Origin of the sequence: Bacillus sp. RB3, from assembly GCF_030164735.1 — a bacterium.
In the GTDB taxonomy this organism is placed as follows: Bacteria; Bacillota; Bacilli; order Bacillales; family Bacillaceae_G; genus Bacillus_A; species Bacillus_A cereus.
The window spans coordinates 1-17,791 of the sequence record NZ_JASNGE010000053.1 but is presented as its reverse complement, the minus strand read 5'-3'; the positions used below and the strand labels follow the sequence as shown (position 1 = coordinate 17,791).

Here is a 17,791-nt window from a genome sequence, read left to right as displayed (position 1 = left end):
ACAAGGGAGTTAGCTCGGCTGTCTTAGGACGAATTCGTTAGCTACCAAAAGTAACGACTAACCGAGAAGCCTCCACTTCAAACAGTCCGTTAGGGCGTTAAGTGGCGGGTAGTTCACTGCTGCACAAATCTTGTCGTAAATTAGTTGAGGAGTTCTTATTGATTTTAGAACAATACGTGAAGCTGAATGGTTATGTTACAGACATTCGTTATCCGTATTTTGAAGCACTTACTGTCCAAGATGGATTAAAAATAGAGGATATACATAAGAGAGGGTTCCTATAGTAAGGGACTCTCTTTTTCTATGTAGAAAAGAAGAGGCATGTTTTATAATGATGAATACTTATAGAGAAATTAAAGAGGAAATGAAAAAAGTCTATTTATCTCGAGATTGTTGTTTTGTAGGTTACAGTGGGGAAAAGATAGTCCGTTGACACTATTATGTAATACAATTGCTGAGATTCTGCTAGAGAACCGTACAAAACCTATTCATATCTTAGCTTCCTAAGTTGGAGTAGAAACACTTGCTATGATGGCTGATATCTCACAGACATTATACAAAATATCTAGGTTAATACAGATAAACAAGCAGCTAATCGCTTGTTCATACACTTCTAAACCTCTCACGATAACAATAATTAAGAGCCTTGCTTAATAAGACGAACAATGAATTTATTTCGCATTTGCTGCGTCAAGATACGTTTATTCAACCCTACTCGTTTTACTTTAAGTCGATTCATCTTTTGTATAGCAACCTCAGACAAAGCCTTAGGCGCATCATTTTCGTAAACCCATCGATAAGTACCTCCATTAAAATCAAATGCCACAAATAGGGGATTAATTGTGTATTGTCGAGGTCTTACAGGTTCAGGCCTAGTCGAATAATATTTGTAAAGCTGCTGTGTATCTTCAGCTGTTAAGAAGACAGATCTAATAGCTCCATTTTCACCTGGAACAATTACATTGTTCCTAGCAAGCTGTATATGGCTCATATTAGACGATACAAGCTCTTGTAAGGACAACCCATAGTTTTACTACTAAATCTATTATAAAAGCGTTTCTATCCATAATAAGAGGGCGATATTCAACTTGTCTTTCTGTTAATCCTTTTGTTGAAAGTATAGTTTGTTTTAATAGTTTTTTTCTGCTTCAATTATAAAATCCTTATCACTTAGTGATTGATCAGGAATTAAGGAGAGGTGAAAATCATCTACTGAAGTATAAACATGTTCAATTTATTTAAGAACCGCCATATTCTATGCCTTATTTTCTAGCTCATAGAAATACTCCTAATAATTTTCTTTAGGTAGTTCACTCCATGATTTGATATGTAGGAGTTTCTCATTTACTCTTAGTCACTTATAAAAACCTTTAATATCGTAATTATAACGTTCAACCCTAGATTGTTTATGTCCATTTTCTGCTAAATAAGCAGAAAATGCTACTTCTAAACTAATACCCTGGTTCATTATAATCACCTAAATTCTTATCATATACTATAACAAAAAATAAGTGAAAGACCTGCTACCGCCCTTTGCTGCGCTCGGTTGCTGGCATATAAAAAAGGAAAACGGACAAACAACCCTTTTCCTTTTTTATATGTTGTTTTTTATTTTCAATGACAAAAAGACAAATCTAGTCCTAATAAGGATTCATAGATTTGTCCTTTTACATGGGAGTAATGATATGTTTAATTACCATTATTATAACGGTTTTTACAAATATTTTCAATTAGGTCTGACATCTTATTAATAATCATATTAGTAATTGTAAAATCTATTATAAATATATATCTTATATATTAAAAAGAAGTAAAGATAAAACTTTTATAGGCTATCAAAAATAGAGAAAAGACCTACTCTCACAAGGGAAAATTAGATATTAGAACGTAAAAAATCATAAATAGTAGAAAATGTATCCGTAGATTCAATAATTATTAGACTTTCAATTCTACAAAAAAGCAGAAAGAAAATTATATGTTTCTACATAAAACCGGAAAGAGATTGATACAAATCACATTATATTTATTCAACCTTTAAAATAGGACATGTTTTCTTTATTTTGGTAAATAAGCAGTGTGTAGCGTCCAATTATCCATATTTTGTTCAGATAATGTAGCTATTTGTTAACATTACACAGTATTTACACATAACTCACATTATTATTGATGATTTTCATTAGATAAATTCAATAACACTAGTATCCCCAACAATATTGGTAAAATAATATTCACATTTGATCATATTTGTCCTCATATTCACTTTTTTTATTAATATTCTTCTGATTTTTTGTAGATATAAAATTGGGTATTTTACTACACGTAAAGAATATTTAATGTGTAGTGTGGAAATTTTATTATAGGTATAAGAGGATTGGTATAGAAATGCATAAAAAAAGACTCCATTTTACATGGGGTCCTTCTGATTTTGTATTTATAAATAGAGTAGTAGAAAAGGGGGGGAATAAACCAAACACGAATAGCCCTCCACTTTCGATTTTTTCAAAAATAGAGAGCTTGTTATTATCATTTCATTTCCATTGCGGTTAGCACCTGATCTGGAGCTGTTATTGTTACACCGGCACGTACTAAACGTTCGAAGGTACGCATAAACTCTAGTAAATTAAACTGCTTTGGTAGCTCAATCACACGAAGTTTTTCTTGTGGCAGCTTATCAATTGCCTCGATAAACCATTCGCGCACATCACTTGGAATTGTGCGTTCTTTATGGCCACGAACTTTTAGTTTTTCACGCATTTCAATTTCTAAAGCGATATATGCATGGAGATTCACTCCCTGATCATATGCATATTTTCTAAATAACGTTTCTTCCTGGTATTTTAGATAATTACGGTGATAAGACTCTTCTGTTACTGGTACTGCAAACTTCTGCTTCAGTAGTGCATGTACATTTCTAAACATCTTCTTAATGTTATGAAGAGAGTACATAGAATAATGTAGACCAAAATTAAAGACAGCGTGCTCACGGTCACTATTTCTCTCTTTTGGTATGTGCTGCGCAATAAGAGGATAGATACCTTCTTTTGCTGCTGTATCAAGAATTTGATATTGAGATGTTTGATGCAATAGTTTTTTCAATGTATATACAATTTTCGTTGGATATCCTTCTTTTCGATCAACCATATCACGAAGCCCACGAATGACACTGCGAATTTGACGATGACAAGTATGCTTTAAGACATGAATGAATTGATTCATGTCTGCAGACAGTTCACCGATATTCATTTCTTGTAGAAGTGATTCAATGAATTTCGCTTTACGAGCATAGGTAGCTCTTGGTGTAAACGGATCCCTGTATTGTTCTTCTCCAGATTCTTTCGTACATAAAAAGTCTGAATGGATAGACAGATATAATGTCGTATATCGTTTTGTATGCTTTACACCTTTTTGCATTTTGCAAATTTTGAATAGGGGACTACCCGTACATGGTAATGTAATTGTTAATTCATCGATAACCGCACGGATTTGATGCGGATATTTTTTATGTAAGAAACGATACATCCCGCCGAAGTGGGTTTTATTTCCTCTTTCGTCATGCTTATCTAATGAACGCTTTAACGTTGTTTCTGTATGTTGTTGCATTACGATATCTAAGAATAGCTTCTTAGCCGCTACAGATAGCTTAAAGAAAGCTTTTGTAAATACAACAGGACTAATATATACGTACGGATTTGCTTTTTCTGTTTCCTCATTCAGAAAATGAGTTAATTTGATTGTATATCGGCCATCTAAGCCATTTTCAATAGAGATAATGTTATGTAAGCTTAACTTTTTCAAAGCGGTATAGAATTGAGAATGCTGAATGTATGCAAGCTCTTCTTTATATTGCTTGTAATCTTCCCACATCATATGTATGGTTACATTGGGAATGACACCATTAGTAAAGCATTTTTTATGTAGATATAAGAATACTTCAAGATCAGCATTCGTAATACCGTATAATTTATGTTTTCTTCCTACTTTTTCTGCCAGTGTAGACATTGTGCGACGTGAAAAAGATGGTTTGGCTTTTTCGACAAAACCGTCCACATCAGCAATGCGATCTTCGTATGTCATGTGCTGTAGAATATCTTCTAAATATGTATCTTTATAACTGTAGTACTTCTCCTCAAATGCTTCCACAAGCTTTTGCCAAGATTTTAGTGTTACTAAAACTGCGTTTGTTGATGCACCATTTAAGCTACGTTGATTACGTACCACAAATGATTTCCCCATCTTTTTCACCTCCGTTCTACAAATTCAGAAATATATGTAAAAATACTATAAAATATACCAATTTTGATTATAGCAAATCGAATTTTGTAAAAATGTGCCCTTTAAGAGAGAATTTCAAAAAAGGCAACACCTTATGGGCCTTAGGGCGACAAGGGATAGAGAAAATTATTATTTTTATTTTTGGTACGCGACTTGGGAAGGAATGTTGCTCTTTTCTTGTATGATGCTATTTAATGAGAAAAGGAGAAATCCTTTAATATCAATACTTTATTAATAATTCAATTGATTTTTGGTACGCCACTTGGGAAAGGTGTTGCTTCTTTTTCAGGAAAATGGGTACGCCACTTGGGAAAGAATTTTTGTGTAATATATAAATTGCTTGTGATTTAACATCTTAGATCACCTGATATAACAGCATTTATGGCTGATTTCACTAATAAGATAGGTACGCGACTTGGGAAAAACGTTGCTTATTTAGAAAAAAAGTACGCAAGATGGGAAGAATGTTGCTTCTTTTTCACCTGAAATTAAATAATTTAAATGTTTGGTGTTGCTTATTTAGAGAAATAAGTACGCAACACGGGAAAAATGTTGCTTATTCTAGTGGAATAGTACGTAAGTTGAGAATGATGTTGCTTGTTTTGGACTAAGGGTACGCAAGATGGGAAAGATGTTGCATGTTTTACTTCCATTTAGTGAAAAGGGTTTACAAACTAATAAAAACTAAGTGTATTGTTGCTATTACAAATACGAAAGTTAATTCTTGAATATTAGTTTCCATTTATTTAATATTTTTTTATTTTGGAGTCTACCAATGTTTATCCTTATGAACTTAATATTTTATAAAGACATTATCAAATATATTTAAAATAAAGATTGGGTTAGCATCCTTTCAGATATTTCAATGTCCTTATTGATAGTAATACTAGGAACGGTACTATATACAATTCTATTTTTAGTAATTTCAAAACCCAAAAATCAATAAAGATTTACTTTCAATTATCACTCGAGGAAAGGAAAAAGACAGCAATAAATCAGCTGTCTTTTCTTTCTTGACACCTATAACATTCTATTTTTTAGGCATCCACGTATGTCCACAATTTATGCAACCATTGACAATGTTCTTTCTACCAATAAATCCACTGAATATTGTTACAGGAAATCCTAAAAATACAATAATTATAAAAGTAAATCCAAACACATTTTGAACACTATAATCTCCATGATCGTCAAAACGAAGAAGTAAACAAAAAGAGACTATTGGAAAATAAGCAAAAGAAGCCTAAAAACCAGGTTCTTTTGCTTATTCCTTTATGTAAACTTTTCAATATAAATTTAGGTTGAAAAAGCTTGGATTCTATACTTCTAACCCTATAAATAATTTAGTTTTCTTCCAATAATTCACTTGAGATCCACTACTAATAGGACTAATTATTTTTAAAACCTTTCACGATAATTATATATTTTGAATATTCAACTAAATATTTATAAATAAATTAAAATGTTAGAAAATACAAATAATATGTTATTCTTATTTATGTAATATTCATTCCAAAAAAGGGGGATTTTTCATGTTTAAGAAAGTAATAATTGGAACATTAGCAACTGGAATTATGTTATCTGGTGCTGGAGGAGTATTTGCGGAAACACCTACTGATACAAGTGTAAAATTAAAAACAATTGATAATAAAAAAAGTTTTGTTAAGAAAAAAGAAAAACAAGACTTTCCTGGTTACAAATCAAAAGGGGAAATACCCACTGTAAAAGAGTGGAATGGAGTAACTTGGTATTTAAAAGGAGTAACTGAAGTAAGTAAAAATTCATGGACAGGACATTATGAAGGATGGCGAACAAGTAATAATTAAGAAACTTTAATTTATTACTCAAAAATAGGCAAAAAGACAGCAATCAATCAGCTGTCTTTTCTTTTTTGATCTATAGACATTCTATTTTTTAGGCATCCATGTATGTCCGCAATTCATACAACCATTGACAATATTTTTTCTACCAATAAATCCACTGAATAAAGTTATCGGTGCCCCTAGGAGCATCATTAAAAAACCAACAAATGCAGCCATATCCTGAAGTGGAGAATGTCGAGGAACTATTCCAATAGCTATAAGTGTAGCTAACATAAGAAACAGAATTAAAAACATCCTTTTAAAATTATAACCACGTTTATTACCAACTATTTGATCAGATTTACATTTCCTACAAACAACCCGCCTAGCTACTTTTTCTTTTTGCACTGTCATGTTCAATCACCCTCTTTAACCATAAATTCCAATAAACTAATTATAAGATATATTAACTACAATAAGATACAAATATTATCAAAATAAGAAAAAGAACCTTAAAAACCAGTTTCTTTTTCTTATTTTCCAATGTACACTTTTTATTATTAGTTTACTTTCAAATCCTCTTAAATATTAACTTCTCTCCGAACCCCCTGATATCCTCAATTTATATAATAAAAGTATACATTGAAAACACTGTAAATAAAGAGTTCACAATCCCTTATATGTTTAATCATTCACTCTCTCTTTCATCTAAAATCTGCTCAAAACGAAATTTAAAATAAACTAATTTAGTCCATCTATTTCTAGCAAAAGTTAAAATGTTAAAAATATATGGAAACAAAATTGAAGTTGAAATTAAAATTATTAATAGTACAAATCCCCACATTTCTTTTGAAAGAGAAGCTGAGTCTATAAAAGCACTAAATAAAACCGTCACATACATAATAATTAATGGCTGTATTCTATGTATGCTATCTTTTTACGACATTAAAATATATTAGAATTAACATGGTATGAATGATTAGTAGCAATTGATATAATTGTATTAGAAGCAATTAGGAGGATTATTAGTGGAGAAGTTAAAAGTACTATTTCAAAACACCTTATATATAGCTTATCCTCTTTTAACTGGAGTTGAGGGAAGTGAAAAGGTTTTAAATAAATGGCAACAATTCTATCAAGATGTAGAAAGAGATCTACAGGAAATTTACAACTCATCTTATTCATCACAGACTTTCGAAAGGCTAGTAAAATGGGTTTCTAAAAAGGAAGCTTTAGGATTATCAGGGATAGACATTCTTCCAAAACTAGAAAATCATAGGGAAGAAATTTTTGAATGTTTAAGAGATGACTTATATATGGAGTTTGGAATTAAACTGCCTATTATCGCAAAAGAATTACCTTTACATTCAGAGGCTAAGAGTGATTATATAGAACGAAGTAATGCAGGGTTTATGTACCATTTATCAGACACTATTGCTAAGAATAAGTTTACAGATGACCAAGATAAGAATGTACGGATTGCTCAATTACAGGATAAACAAAATAGTCTAGTGGTAGTATCGTCACACGATGATGGTGATATGAAATTACAAAGAAAAGAATTAAAAAGATGGAATACACTGATTGATTCTACTTTTTTAACAAGAGTAATGGACGATTTGACGGCGGACTGCCTCGATATTGTAACTGAACTTTGGGTAAAGAGTGCGGAAAATGATAAGACTATTGTGCCTGTACATTACGAACAAATATTAGATATGTGTAATATGAAACAAATCAAAAATGGTAAGTCTTATTATCGAAAAGAAGACAGATTAAAAATTATGGAGCGATTAGCTGCTCTTGCTAGTATTTTTATTTATGTCAATGAAGATAATGAGATCGTGATATTAAATGAAAAAGATCCAAATGAAAGCCTAACTTATAAAAAGCAAAGAATTCGAAGGTTATTTGTAATGGATGAAATTATCATTGCAAAAGATATTGATACGGATAAAACATTAGGAATAGAGAGTATGAACGTTACACCAGGAAGCTTTTTATCAAAATATCTCTATGGATCTGAAAAGCTAACAGGTTTATTATCAAAAAAAGCCCTAGAGTATAACAGCAAGCAACAGAGATATCACAAAAGATTAACCAGATATCTAAGTTGGCGTTGGCGCATTCAACAATCCTATCAACATTTAACACATTCTTATAGTATTGGTGGTCCTAAAGGGTTATTACAAGTAATGGAGATAAGCATGAATAGAAAACCAAGTCTAATAAGACAAGTTTTTGAAAAGACTTTAGATGACCTTATGAGCGACCAAGTAATTCAAGAGTGGAAATACTCTCCCGAAATTGATGAAGAAAAATGTAAGGGAAAAAACTGGTTTGAAAACTACTGGTTAAAATTAAAAGTAAGCATTTCTCCTACAAATGAACTTGTTAAATTACAACAAGAGTTGATTACTAAGAAAAGTAAGCAGCAAGCACCATTGGTCATTGAGATGGAAGAAAAGCCACCGGTAATTGAAGAGAAGCCAATAAGTATAGTAAATCAAGAACCCCCTAATAGTATTGAGTTTTATATTGAAAAGATGAACACGTATAAAGAGAAAAATAATAAAAGTATTCGTGAGTTAGCGAAAGAAATAGATATTTCGTATTCAACACTTTCAAGGATGTTATCCGGTAAAAGAAAACGATTAAATGATGATACGAAAAATAAGCTAGATAAGTGGATAGAAAGACAGGTAGTAGTTAATCTGCTGTAAACGACGGTTTAAAAATAAATATATATAAACAAAAGGACTTAATCAAAGTAATGATCGATATTATCCTCTTTAGGTAGACAATGTAAAAAAGACCATGTACACACTTTGATGTTACACCATTACTTGGAGAGGATTTTTTAACATGACTAAAAAAGGTTCAACATTAAATGAACATTTGGAATGATTGATTTTATCAACTATTCCAATTTAATTAAAGGTAATATAGGCTGAAGGAAAATAAGCATAAAATTCGCATGAATAACTTTCAAAATAAGTGTAATATGAACCATAAGTTTTCTGGAACAGCAAACTTATGGTTCTTTTTGTTTGCTGCAAAGTTATGCTCCTGGATTTGAAGAAAATTTTTAATGTCGTTTTTTAAATAAAGTCTCGACGTTTTAAAAAAATTGCGATGTTTTGTCCCTTGGGATCTGTTTATCTTAAGGGATATAATTATAGTTCCCAAAAAATCTGAACGGAAAGACCGATTAAGGAATTGTTGAGTATCAATAAAGTTATTTCATTTTTAGAATCAGTTCCTGCTTTCTGAGAAAAAACTTCGTCACTATATTATCTAGATTAATTTGGTTGTATTCTCCAGTTCGAACAAACTTTAAAAAATAGTTGTAATTCATCTTGAATTGAAAGATGGATAAAAAACATCATCTTTTCTAGTTAAATTTTAGAGATAATAACTTTTTTACACTTTAGGGAGTAAAAACTCTTAAGTTGATAGGAATGTATGGTGACTGCCTTGTATGTTATTCAAGGATAGTACTTTATAAGAGTATGCAATTGTACATATTCATATAAAGTACATAATACATAAAATCCCATAAAATTATAGTAATAACATTTTTTTATATGATATTTATTAAGATTCAATGATACCGACAAATTTTATGTTTAATTATAGTAGTAAAATTATTTCACTTCATGAAGTGATAATAGTATAAAAACTTTTTAAATATAATTAGAAAAAAACAAAACATTTAATGTCAGAAAAATCGAACATTAGATACACAATTTTCTAGTTTACTTATGAAAAACATAGTGATTAAAATGGGGGGGAAGTAAGGACCTTATATTCTATCAAAAACAAATAAAAAACGAGATCCAATTACTCTTTAGTAAAAAATTCTATCTTCAAGTGTGTATTAAGAAATTCTAACGTTAGATTTTACAGCATATACGATTAAAATCGTAAAAAATAATAGTAAAGAGGTGTACGGAATGAAGGGCAAAATTATGGCAGGATTTTTAATAACATCAATTGCTACCGGGGCGACTATTCCTATCAATACTCTCGCAACTCCAATCGTTCAAGCAGAAACAAAACAAGATAATATAGATATTTCCTCAGCGTTACGAAAAATAGGTGCACACTCTAAATTAACACAAACCTTTATCGATGGAGCCTTAGCAAGTCCGAATGTACAACTTGAAGAAGTTCCATCTTTAAATACAACTCAATTTCTAATTAAACAAGATATGAAAGAGTGGTCATCCGAACTTTATCCTAAATTAATTCTATTAAATTCAAAAAGTAAAGGATTTGTAACTAAATTTAATAGTTATTATCCAACATTAAAAGGATTTATAGATAATGGGGAAGATAAAGAAGGGTTTACAGATAGACTGGAAGTCCTTCAAGACATGACCATAACAAACCAAGAAAGTGTGCAACGTCAAATTAATGAGTTAACAGATCTAAAACTACAGGTAGATAAAAAGGTGAAAAATCTTGATACTGATGTGGCAAAAGCACAGAGTGTCCTTAATTCAGAGGGAACAGGAAAAATAGATAAGTTAAAAAATGAAATGCTAGATACAAAAAACTCAATTCAAAATGATTTACAGCAAATAGCATTATTACCAGGAGCCTTAAATGAACAAGGGCTAAAGGTATTCCAAGAAATTTATAGTCTATCGAAAGATATCATTGAACCGGCTGCTCAAACAGCAGTAGTAGCGTATAACAAAGGAAAAGAAATAAACAATGCTATTGTAGACGCAGAGAAAAAAGCAGAGCAAGAAGCAAAAGAAAAGGGAAAATCAGCTATAGAAATTGAGGCTGCCAAAAAAGAAGCACGTGAAGCAATAGAGAAAAGTAAAAAAGGTGAAATCGCTGCAGCTGCAGTTACAAAAACGAAAGAGTATGATCTTATGAAAGTGATTGATCCTGAAAAAATAAAAAAAACATATAATACTTTTGCTGAAATTAATAAACTAACAGCAGAGCAACGTGCATATTTAAATGATTTAGAGAAACAAAATCAGAAATTATATGACTTAACAACTAGATTAACTGTAGCGGATTTACAAAAATCAATGATTCTTTTCATGCAAAATGATTTGCATACATTTGCTAACCAAGTAGATGGAGAAATTGAGCTAATGAAACGTTACAAAGAGGATTTGGATCTAATAAATAATAGTATTACAAAATTATCGACTGAAGTTGATACAAATAACACGCAGTCTCAAAAAGATACATTAAGACGATTAAAAAGTGTAGCAACTCAACTCGAAGAACAAGTTTATAAATTTTAATATTAAGAACATAGGTTTATCGAAAAGATTATAATGCAATTGAAAATAAGGAGGAGAATCAAATGATGAAATTTCCATTTAAGGTCATAACTTTAGCCACTTTAGCAACGGTTATAACTGCTACGAATGGTAGTACTATTCATGCACTTGCACAAGAACAGACAGCTCAGGAACAGAAAATAGAAAATTATGCGTTAGGACCTGATGGATTAAAGAAAGCGTTGGCTGAAACAGGCTCTCATATTCTTGTAATGGATTTGTACGCAAAAACTATGATTAAGCAACCGAATGTAAATTTATCCAATATTGATTTAGGTTCCGGAGGAGGAGAATTAATCAAAAATATTCACCTAAATCAGGAACTGTCACGAATCAATGCAAATTACTGGTTAGATACAGCGAAGCCAAACATTCAAAAAACAGCACGTAATATTGTAAATTATGATGAGCAATTTCAAAACTATTACGACACATTAGTAGACACTGTAAAAAAGAAAGATAAGGTGAGCCTCAAAGAAGGAATAGGGGATTTAATCGATACAATTCATACAAATTCAAATGATGTTACGGAAGTCATTAAGATGTTAGAGGCTTTTAAAACAAAGTTGTATACAAATACTGTAGATTTTAAAAATAATGTTGGTGGTCCAGATGGACAGGGCGGATTGACGGCTATATTAGCGGGAAAACAAGCACTAGTCCCACAACTTCAGGCCGAAATTGAGAATTTACGTTCTACACAGAAATCACATTTTGATAATGTATTAGCCTGGTCAATTGGTGGTGGATTAGGAGCTGCTATTTTAGTTATTGGAACGATTGCAGGAGCGGTAGTAATTGTTGTGACGGGTGGTACAGCTACACCAGCTGTTGTGGGTGGTCTTACAGCTCTAGGAGCCGCTGGTATCGGTTTAGGAACAGCTGCTGGTGTCGAGGCATCTAATCATATGAATTCTTATAATGAAATTTCGAATAAAATCGGAGAATTAAGTATGAAAGCTGATTTGGCTAATCAAGCGGTTATTTCACTTACTAATACCAAGGACACTCTAACATATTTATATCAGACAGTGGACCAAGCAATCATGTCTCTAACAAGTATTCAGCAACAATGGAATAAAATGGGGGCTAATTATAAAGATTTATATGATAATATCGATCAAATGCAAGAACATAAACTTTCGTTAATACCTGACGATTTAAAAGCTGCTAAACAAAGTTGGAATGATATTCATAAGGACGCAGAATTCATTTCCAAAGACATTGCTTTTAAACAAGAAAAAACAAACTAAAAATCAATATATATTCATAGGAGGAATTAAAGTGAATAATAATTTTCCTTATAAACTACTTGCTGTATCGACGTTTTTAACCCTGACAACAACTACTGTAGTTTCACCAGTAGCTGCTTTTGCAAGTGAAAGTAAAATAGAACAAACGAGTACGGAAGATATATCTCTTTCTGTAAACAGCGAAAAGATGAAAAAAGCTTTGCAAGATGCTGGGGTATTTGCAAAATCCATGAATGATTACTCTTATTTGTTAATTAATAATCCAGATGTTAACTTTGAAGGAATTGATATTAAAGGATATACAAATCTACCTAGTCAAATTGCACAAGATCAAAAGAATGCAAGAGAGCATGCTACAAAATGGGATGCGCACATAAAAAAACAACTTTTAGATACCCTTACAGGAATTGTAGAGTATGATACCACATTTGACAATTATTACGATACATTAGTAGAAGCAATTAATGAAGGAGATGCAGATACATTAAAAGAAGGCATTACAGATTTACAAGGTGAGATTAAACAAAACCAAGCATATACACAGAATTTAATACAAGAACTAGCTAAGTTAAGAGATAGTATTGGAGAAGATGTCCGAGCATTTGGAGGTCATAAAGATATCTTGCAATCGATTTTAAAAAATCAAGCATCTGGAATAGATGAAGATGAAAAACGCCTAAATGATGTTTTAGAGCAAGTAAGACATTTTAAACAAGTAGAGTCGGATGGAATAATAACTGTATCAGTTCCCTCAATTCCTACATGGATTGCTGGCGGTGTAATGATTGGGGTAGCAAGAAATAATTTAGGTACGTTAGAGCCGTTATTAGCGCAATTACGGCAAACGGTAGACTATAAAATAACATTAAATCGTGTAGTTGGGGTTGCGTATAATAATATTGCTGAAATGCAAAATGCAATTGGATCAGCTATTAATGCTCTTACCTATATGTCAGCACAATGGCATGATTTAGATTCTCAATATTCAGGAGTACTTAATCATATTGATAAAGCATCCCAAAAGGCAGATCAAAATAAATTTAAATTTTTAAAACCTAACCTGAATGCAGCAAAAGATAGTTGGAAAACATTAAGAGCAGATGCATTTACATTAAAAGAAGGAATAAAAACATTAAAAATGGATCCTGTTTCTTCGAAAAAATAGGGAAGTATACTAAAAAGGTGGAGTTGTATCAAGAGCTTCACCTTTTTTTATTGTAGTTGAGTTGTATAAACAAGTTTCATCTTGTTTCAATTGTGAAAGGACTTCTTTGAGTCGATTAGTGTATATATAGCTTATTTTGCTATGCACATATTTAATCGACTTGAAGAAGTTCTTTTTGTGTTGCATTCAAGTTAGGAATCACTTGTATATAGAACATCGGAGGCTAATAGTACACTAAATGAAAAAGCACATAATTTGTGCTCGTTTTTCTCATGAAACAATAGGGGTTTATTTAAAGGAAACGATCTATGATTGCAATTGTATGGAATATCTAAACATTCAAAAGTTAAATACATCCGAACAAATTAAATTTATGCATAATGGACAAATGGTATTAAGAACATTACAAGACATATGTAATGAGAGAAAATTTACTATCATCGCTTGTACTGTAGTAAAGATATTAAAATAAATAGGCACGAGGGCTTATATTTAGATATTACAACTAAAAATAATGTGAATAACTAGCACAGCTATTAGGCTTTTTTCATTTAGAAAAATACTATGGACATTATTAAAGATTATTATTATTAAATTTTTTGATTAGATCTGACATTTTATTAACACTCATACTACTAATAATAAAATCTATTATAAATATATATCTTATATATTAAAAAGAAATAAAGATAAAACTATTATAGGTTATCAAAAATAGGGGGAAACTCTACTCCCACAAGGGAAAATTTGATGTTAGCACGTAAAAAATCATAAATAGTAAAAAATGTATCCGTAGATTCAATAATTATAAGACTTTCAATTCTACAAAAAAGCAGAAAGAAAAGCATATGTTTCTACATGAAATCGGAAAGAAATTGATACAAATTACTTTATATTTATCCAACTATGGAAATAGGCTTTATTTTCTTTATTTTGGTAAATAAGCAGTATCTAACGTTCAATTATCCACATTTTGTTCAGAAAATGTAGTTATTTGTTAACATTACTCAGTATTTACACATAACTCACATTATTATTGATGATTTTTATTAGATATATACAACAACACTAGTAGTTACAATGATGCTAGAAAAATACTATTCACATTCGAGTATATTTGTCCTCATATCCACTGTTTTTATAATTTTATTTTTGATTTTTTGTAGGTATTATGAGATAGGTTTTATTACATTAGAAGAATACTCCCTAGCACTATGTGGAGAGTTATATAGTGCTAGAAGAGAATTTGTATAGAAGTGCATAAAAAAAGACTTCATTTTACATGAAGTCCTTCTGATTTTGTATTTATAAATAGAGTAGTAGAAAAAGAGTATGAATGAAACAACTACGAATAGCCCTCTAATTTCGATTTTTTCAAAAATAGAGAGCTCGTTACTATTATTTTATTTCCATTGCGTATAGCACCTGATCTGGAGCTGTGATTGTTACACCAGCACGTACTAAACGTTCAAAGGTACGCATAAACTCTAGTAAATTAAACTGTTTTGGTAGCTCAATCACACGCAGTTGTTCTTGCGGTAGTTTATCAATTGCTTCAATAAACCATTCACGTACATCACTTGGAATTGTGCGTTCTTTATGACCACGAACTTTTAGTTTTTCACGCATTTCAATTTCTAAAGCGATATATGCATGGAGATTCACTCCCTGATCATATGCATATTTTCTAAATAACGTTTCTTCCTGGTATTTTATATAATTACGGTGATAAGATTCTTCTGTTACTGGTACCGCAAACTTCTGCTTCAATAATGCATGCACATTTTTAAACATCTTTTTAATGTTACGAAGAGAGTACATAGAATAATGTAGGCCGAAATTAAAGATAGCTTGCTCACGTTCGCTATTTCTCTCTTTTGGTATATGCTGCGCAATAAGAGGGTAGATACCTTCTTTCGCTGCTGTATCGAGAATTTGATATTGAGATGTTTGATGCAATAGTTTCTTCAATGTATATACAATTTTCGTTGGATATCCTTCTTTTCGATCAACCATGTCACGTAGTCCGTGAATTACACTGCGAATTTGACGATGACAAGTATGCTTTAATACATGAATGAATTTATTCATGTCTGCAGAAAGTTCACCGATATTCATCTCTTGTAGGACTGCTTCGATAAATTTCGCTTTTCGAGCATAGGTAGCTTTTGGTGTAAATGGATCCCTATGTTGTTCTTCTCCAGCTTCTTTCGAACATAAGAAGTCTGAATGGATAGACAGATATAATGTTGTATATCGTTTTGTATGCTTTACACCTTTTTGCATTTTGCAAATTTTGAATAGGGGATTCCCCGTACATGGTAATGCAGTTGTTAATTCCTCGATAACCGCACGGATCTGATGCGGATATTTTTTATGTAAGAAACGATACATCCCACCGAAGTGAGTTTTGTTTCCTCTTTCGTCCTGCTTGTCTAAAGAACGCTTTAATGTTGTTTCCGTATGTTGTTGCATTGCGATGTCTAAGAATAGTTTCTTAGCTGCTACAGATAGCTTAAAGAAATCCTTTGTAAATACAACAGGACTAATATATACGTACGGATTTGCTTTTTCTGTTTCCTCATTCATAAAATGAGTGAGTTTGATTGTATAACGGCCATCTACTCCATTTTCGATGGAGATAATGTTATGTAAGTTTAATTTCTTTAATGCGATATAGAATTGAGAGTGTTGGATATAAGCAAATTCTTCTTTATATTGCTTGTAATCTTCCCACATCATATGTATGGTTACATTTGGAATGACGCCGTTTGTATAGCATTTTTTATGTAAGTACAAGAACACTTCAAGATCAGCATTCGTAATACCGTATAATTTATGTTTTCGTCCTGCTTTTTCTGCAAGTGTAGACATTGCCCGACGTGAAAAAGATGGTTTGGCTTTTTCAACAAAACCTTCTACATCCGCAATACGCTCTTCGTATGTCATGTGCTGCAAAATATCTTCTAAATATGTATCTTTATAGCTGTAGTATTTCTCCTCAAATGTTTCCACAAACTTTTGCCAAGATTTGAGTGTTACTAAAACTGCGTTTGTTGTTTTCCCATTTAAGCTACGTTGATTACGTATCACAAATGATTTTCCCATCTTTTTCACCTCCGTTCTACAAATTCAGAAATATATGTCAAAATACTATAAAATATACCAATTTTGATTATAGCAAATCGAAAAATGATGAAAGGTGCTCCTTTAAGAAGAAAATTAGCAACTTGCAACAGCTTATGAAGCTAGTTGTATCAAGGGATAAGAGAATTTCATGATTTTTTTTTGTGTTAAGGATACCGCAAACGTGTTGCAAGTTGTGTGATATGTATAAAAGTAAGTAAAAAAGCACCTAAACCCTTGGTATATAAAGGATTATAGTGAAAATGGTAGGGGAGTTAGGGAAAGGATACCGCAAACATGTTGCAAGTTAGTGAACGTAATGATTAAAAATGAATTGTAATAATTACCCTTGATATAAAAGGACTTGTTGACATTTATAGAATGAAAGTAGGGAAAGGATACCGCAAACAGTGTTGCATCTTGTGAGAAAAATAAGGGCATGCATACCGCAAACGTGTTGCAAGTTGGATGATATGTATAAAAGTAAATGGAAAAGCACCTAAACCCTTGGTATATAAAGGTTTAGGGTGAAGATGATAGAAAAGTTAGGGAAAGGATACCGCAAACATGTTGCATATTATGTATGTAACTTATAAAAAATATGAGAAAAATAGCTTGAAAACTTTAAAATGACATGATTTTTTTTAGAATTACTTAGTTGAGAAATAAATTATACTGTTGCAAGTTGAAAGAGATAGGGAAAGGATACCGCAAACGTGTTGCAAGTTGATTAGAAATAGGTAAGAGAAAGAGCAAACGTGTTGCAAGTTGAGAAATATAAGGCAAACAAAGCGCAAAAAGAATGTAAGTAAGGAGAAAGAGGTAAGAAAAAAAGCAACCTGTTGCAAGTTGAGGAGT

The 17,791-nt window shown here is 31.5% G+C and carries 9 protein-coding genes and 3 pseudogenes; 7 read left to right on the top strand and 5 right to left on the bottom strand.

Features of this window, described 5'->3' with window-relative positions; genetic code table 11:
• The first annotated feature begins 158 nt into the window (after positions 1 to 158).
• Positions 159 to 284 (top strand): hypothetical protein, encoded by a 126-nt coding sequence (locus tag QO049_RS29120; RefSeq protein WP_255256420.1) that lies wholly within the window; start codon positions 159 to 161, stop codon positions 282 to 284.
• A gap of 47 nt (positions 285 to 331) precedes the next feature.
• Positions 332 to 504 (top strand): annotated as a pseudogene (locus tag QO049_RS29115) (phosphoadenosine phosphosulfate reductase family protein); the annotation flags it as partial.
• A gap of 139 nt (positions 505 to 643) precedes the next feature.
• Here the strand turns inward: QO049_RS29115 and QO049_RS29110 are convergent.
• Both QO049_RS29110 and QO049_RS29105 read right to left on the bottom strand, forming a co-directional pair.
• A pseudogene (locus tag QO049_RS29110) lies at positions 644 to 1,468 on the bottom strand (integrase); the annotation flags it as partial.
• 1,055 nt (positions 1,469 to 2,523) lie between these two features.
• Complete coding sequence (locus QO049_RS29105; protein ID WP_284489741.1) at positions 2,524 to 4,233, bottom strand: hypothetical protein; 1,710 nt, start codon at positions 4,231 to 4,233, stop codon at positions 2,524 to 2,526.
• Positions 4,234 to 5,804: 1,571 nt separating this feature from the next.
• On the opposite strand from QO049_RS29105, the gene QO049_RS29100 reads away from it, so the two are divergent.
• Complete coding sequence (locus QO049_RS29100; RefSeq protein ID WP_000475236.1) at positions 5,805 to 6,098, top strand: LCI fold-containing protein; 294 nt, start codon at positions 5,805 to 5,807, stop codon at positions 6,096 to 6,098.
• Between the two features lie 81 nt (positions 6,099 to 6,179).
• Here the strand turns inward: QO049_RS29100 and QO049_RS29095 are convergent, their stop codons facing one another.
• Positions 6,180 to 6,488, bottom strand: a complete 309-nt coding sequence (locus QO049_RS29095; RefSeq protein WP_246963458.1) for a hypothetical protein — start codon at positions 6,486 to 6,488, stop codon at positions 6,180 to 6,182.
• A gap of 614 nt (positions 6,489 to 7,102) precedes the next feature.
• Here QO049_RS29095 and QO049_RS29090 point away from each other — a divergent pair.
• The 4 genes from QO049_RS29090 to hblA all read left to right on the top strand — a co-directional run bounded on the left by QO049_RS29090 (position 7,103) and on the right by hblA (position 13,807).
• Positions 7,103 to 8,797: a helix-turn-helix domain-containing protein gene (locus tag QO049_RS29090; RefSeq protein ID WP_246963460.1), complete on the top strand. Its 1,695-nt coding sequence runs from the start codon at positions 7,103 to 7,105 to the stop codon at positions 8,795 to 8,797.
• Between the two features lie 1,233 nt (positions 8,798 to 10,030).
• Entirely contained in the window at positions 10,031 to 11,350 is a 1,320-nt protein-coding gene (gene hblC / locus QO049_RS29085; RefSeq protein ID WP_246963462.1) for a hemolysin BL lytic component L2, read from the top strand.
• Positions 11,351 to 11,412: 62 nt separating this feature from the next.
• Positions 11,413 to 12,642 carry a hemolysin BL lytic component L1 gene (gene hblD / locus QO049_RS29080; RefSeq protein WP_000975323.1) on the top strand — a complete coding sequence of 410 codons (1,230 nt, stop codon included), beginning with the start codon at positions 11,413 to 11,415 and terminating at the stop codon, positions 12,640 to 12,642.
• A 31-nt stretch (positions 12,643 to 12,673) separates the two neighbouring features.
• Complete coding sequence (gene hblA, locus QO049_RS29075; RefSeq protein WP_001063470.1) at positions 12,674 to 13,807, top strand: hemolysin BL binding component B; 1,134 nt, start codon at positions 12,674 to 12,676, stop codon at positions 13,805 to 13,807.
• Between the two features lie 1,398 nt (positions 13,808 to 15,205).
• Here the strand turns inward: hblA and QO049_RS29070 are convergent.
• Positions 15,206 to 16,915, bottom strand: coding sequence for a hypothetical protein (locus QO049_RS29070; RefSeq protein WP_246963464.1), 1,710 nt, complete (start codon positions 16,913 to 16,915; stop codon positions 15,206 to 15,208).
• A 672-nt stretch (positions 16,916 to 17,587) separates the two neighbouring features.
• Positions 17,588 to 17,791 (bottom strand): annotated as a pseudogene (locus tag QO049_RS29065) (hypothetical protein); the annotation flags it as partial.

Excerpts from the sequence above, each read along its gene's own strand:
- QO049_RS29105 (WP_284489741.1), bottom strand. The coding sequence starts at position 4,233 with ATGGGGAAATCATTTGTGGTACGTAATCAACGTAGCTTAAATGGTGCA.
- QO049_RS29100 (WP_000475236.1), top strand. The coding sequence starts at position 5,805 with ATGTTTAAGAAAGTAATAATTGGAACATTAGCAACTGGAATTATGTTA.
- QO049_RS29095 (WP_246963458.1), bottom strand. The coding sequence starts at position 6,488 with ATGACAGTGCAAAAAGAAAAAGTAGCTAGGCGGGTTGTTTGTAGGAAA.
- hblC (WP_246963462.1), top strand. The coding sequence starts at position 10,031 with ATGAAGGGCAAAATTATGGCAGGATTTTTAATAACATCAATTGCTACC.
- hblD (WP_000975323.1), top strand. The coding sequence starts at position 11,413 with ATGATGAAATTTCCATTTAAGGTCATAACTTTAGCCACTTTAGCAACG.
- QO049_RS29070 (WP_246963464.1), bottom strand. The coding sequence starts at position 16,915 with ATGGGAAAATCATTTGTGATACGTAATCAACGTAGCTTAAATGGGAAA.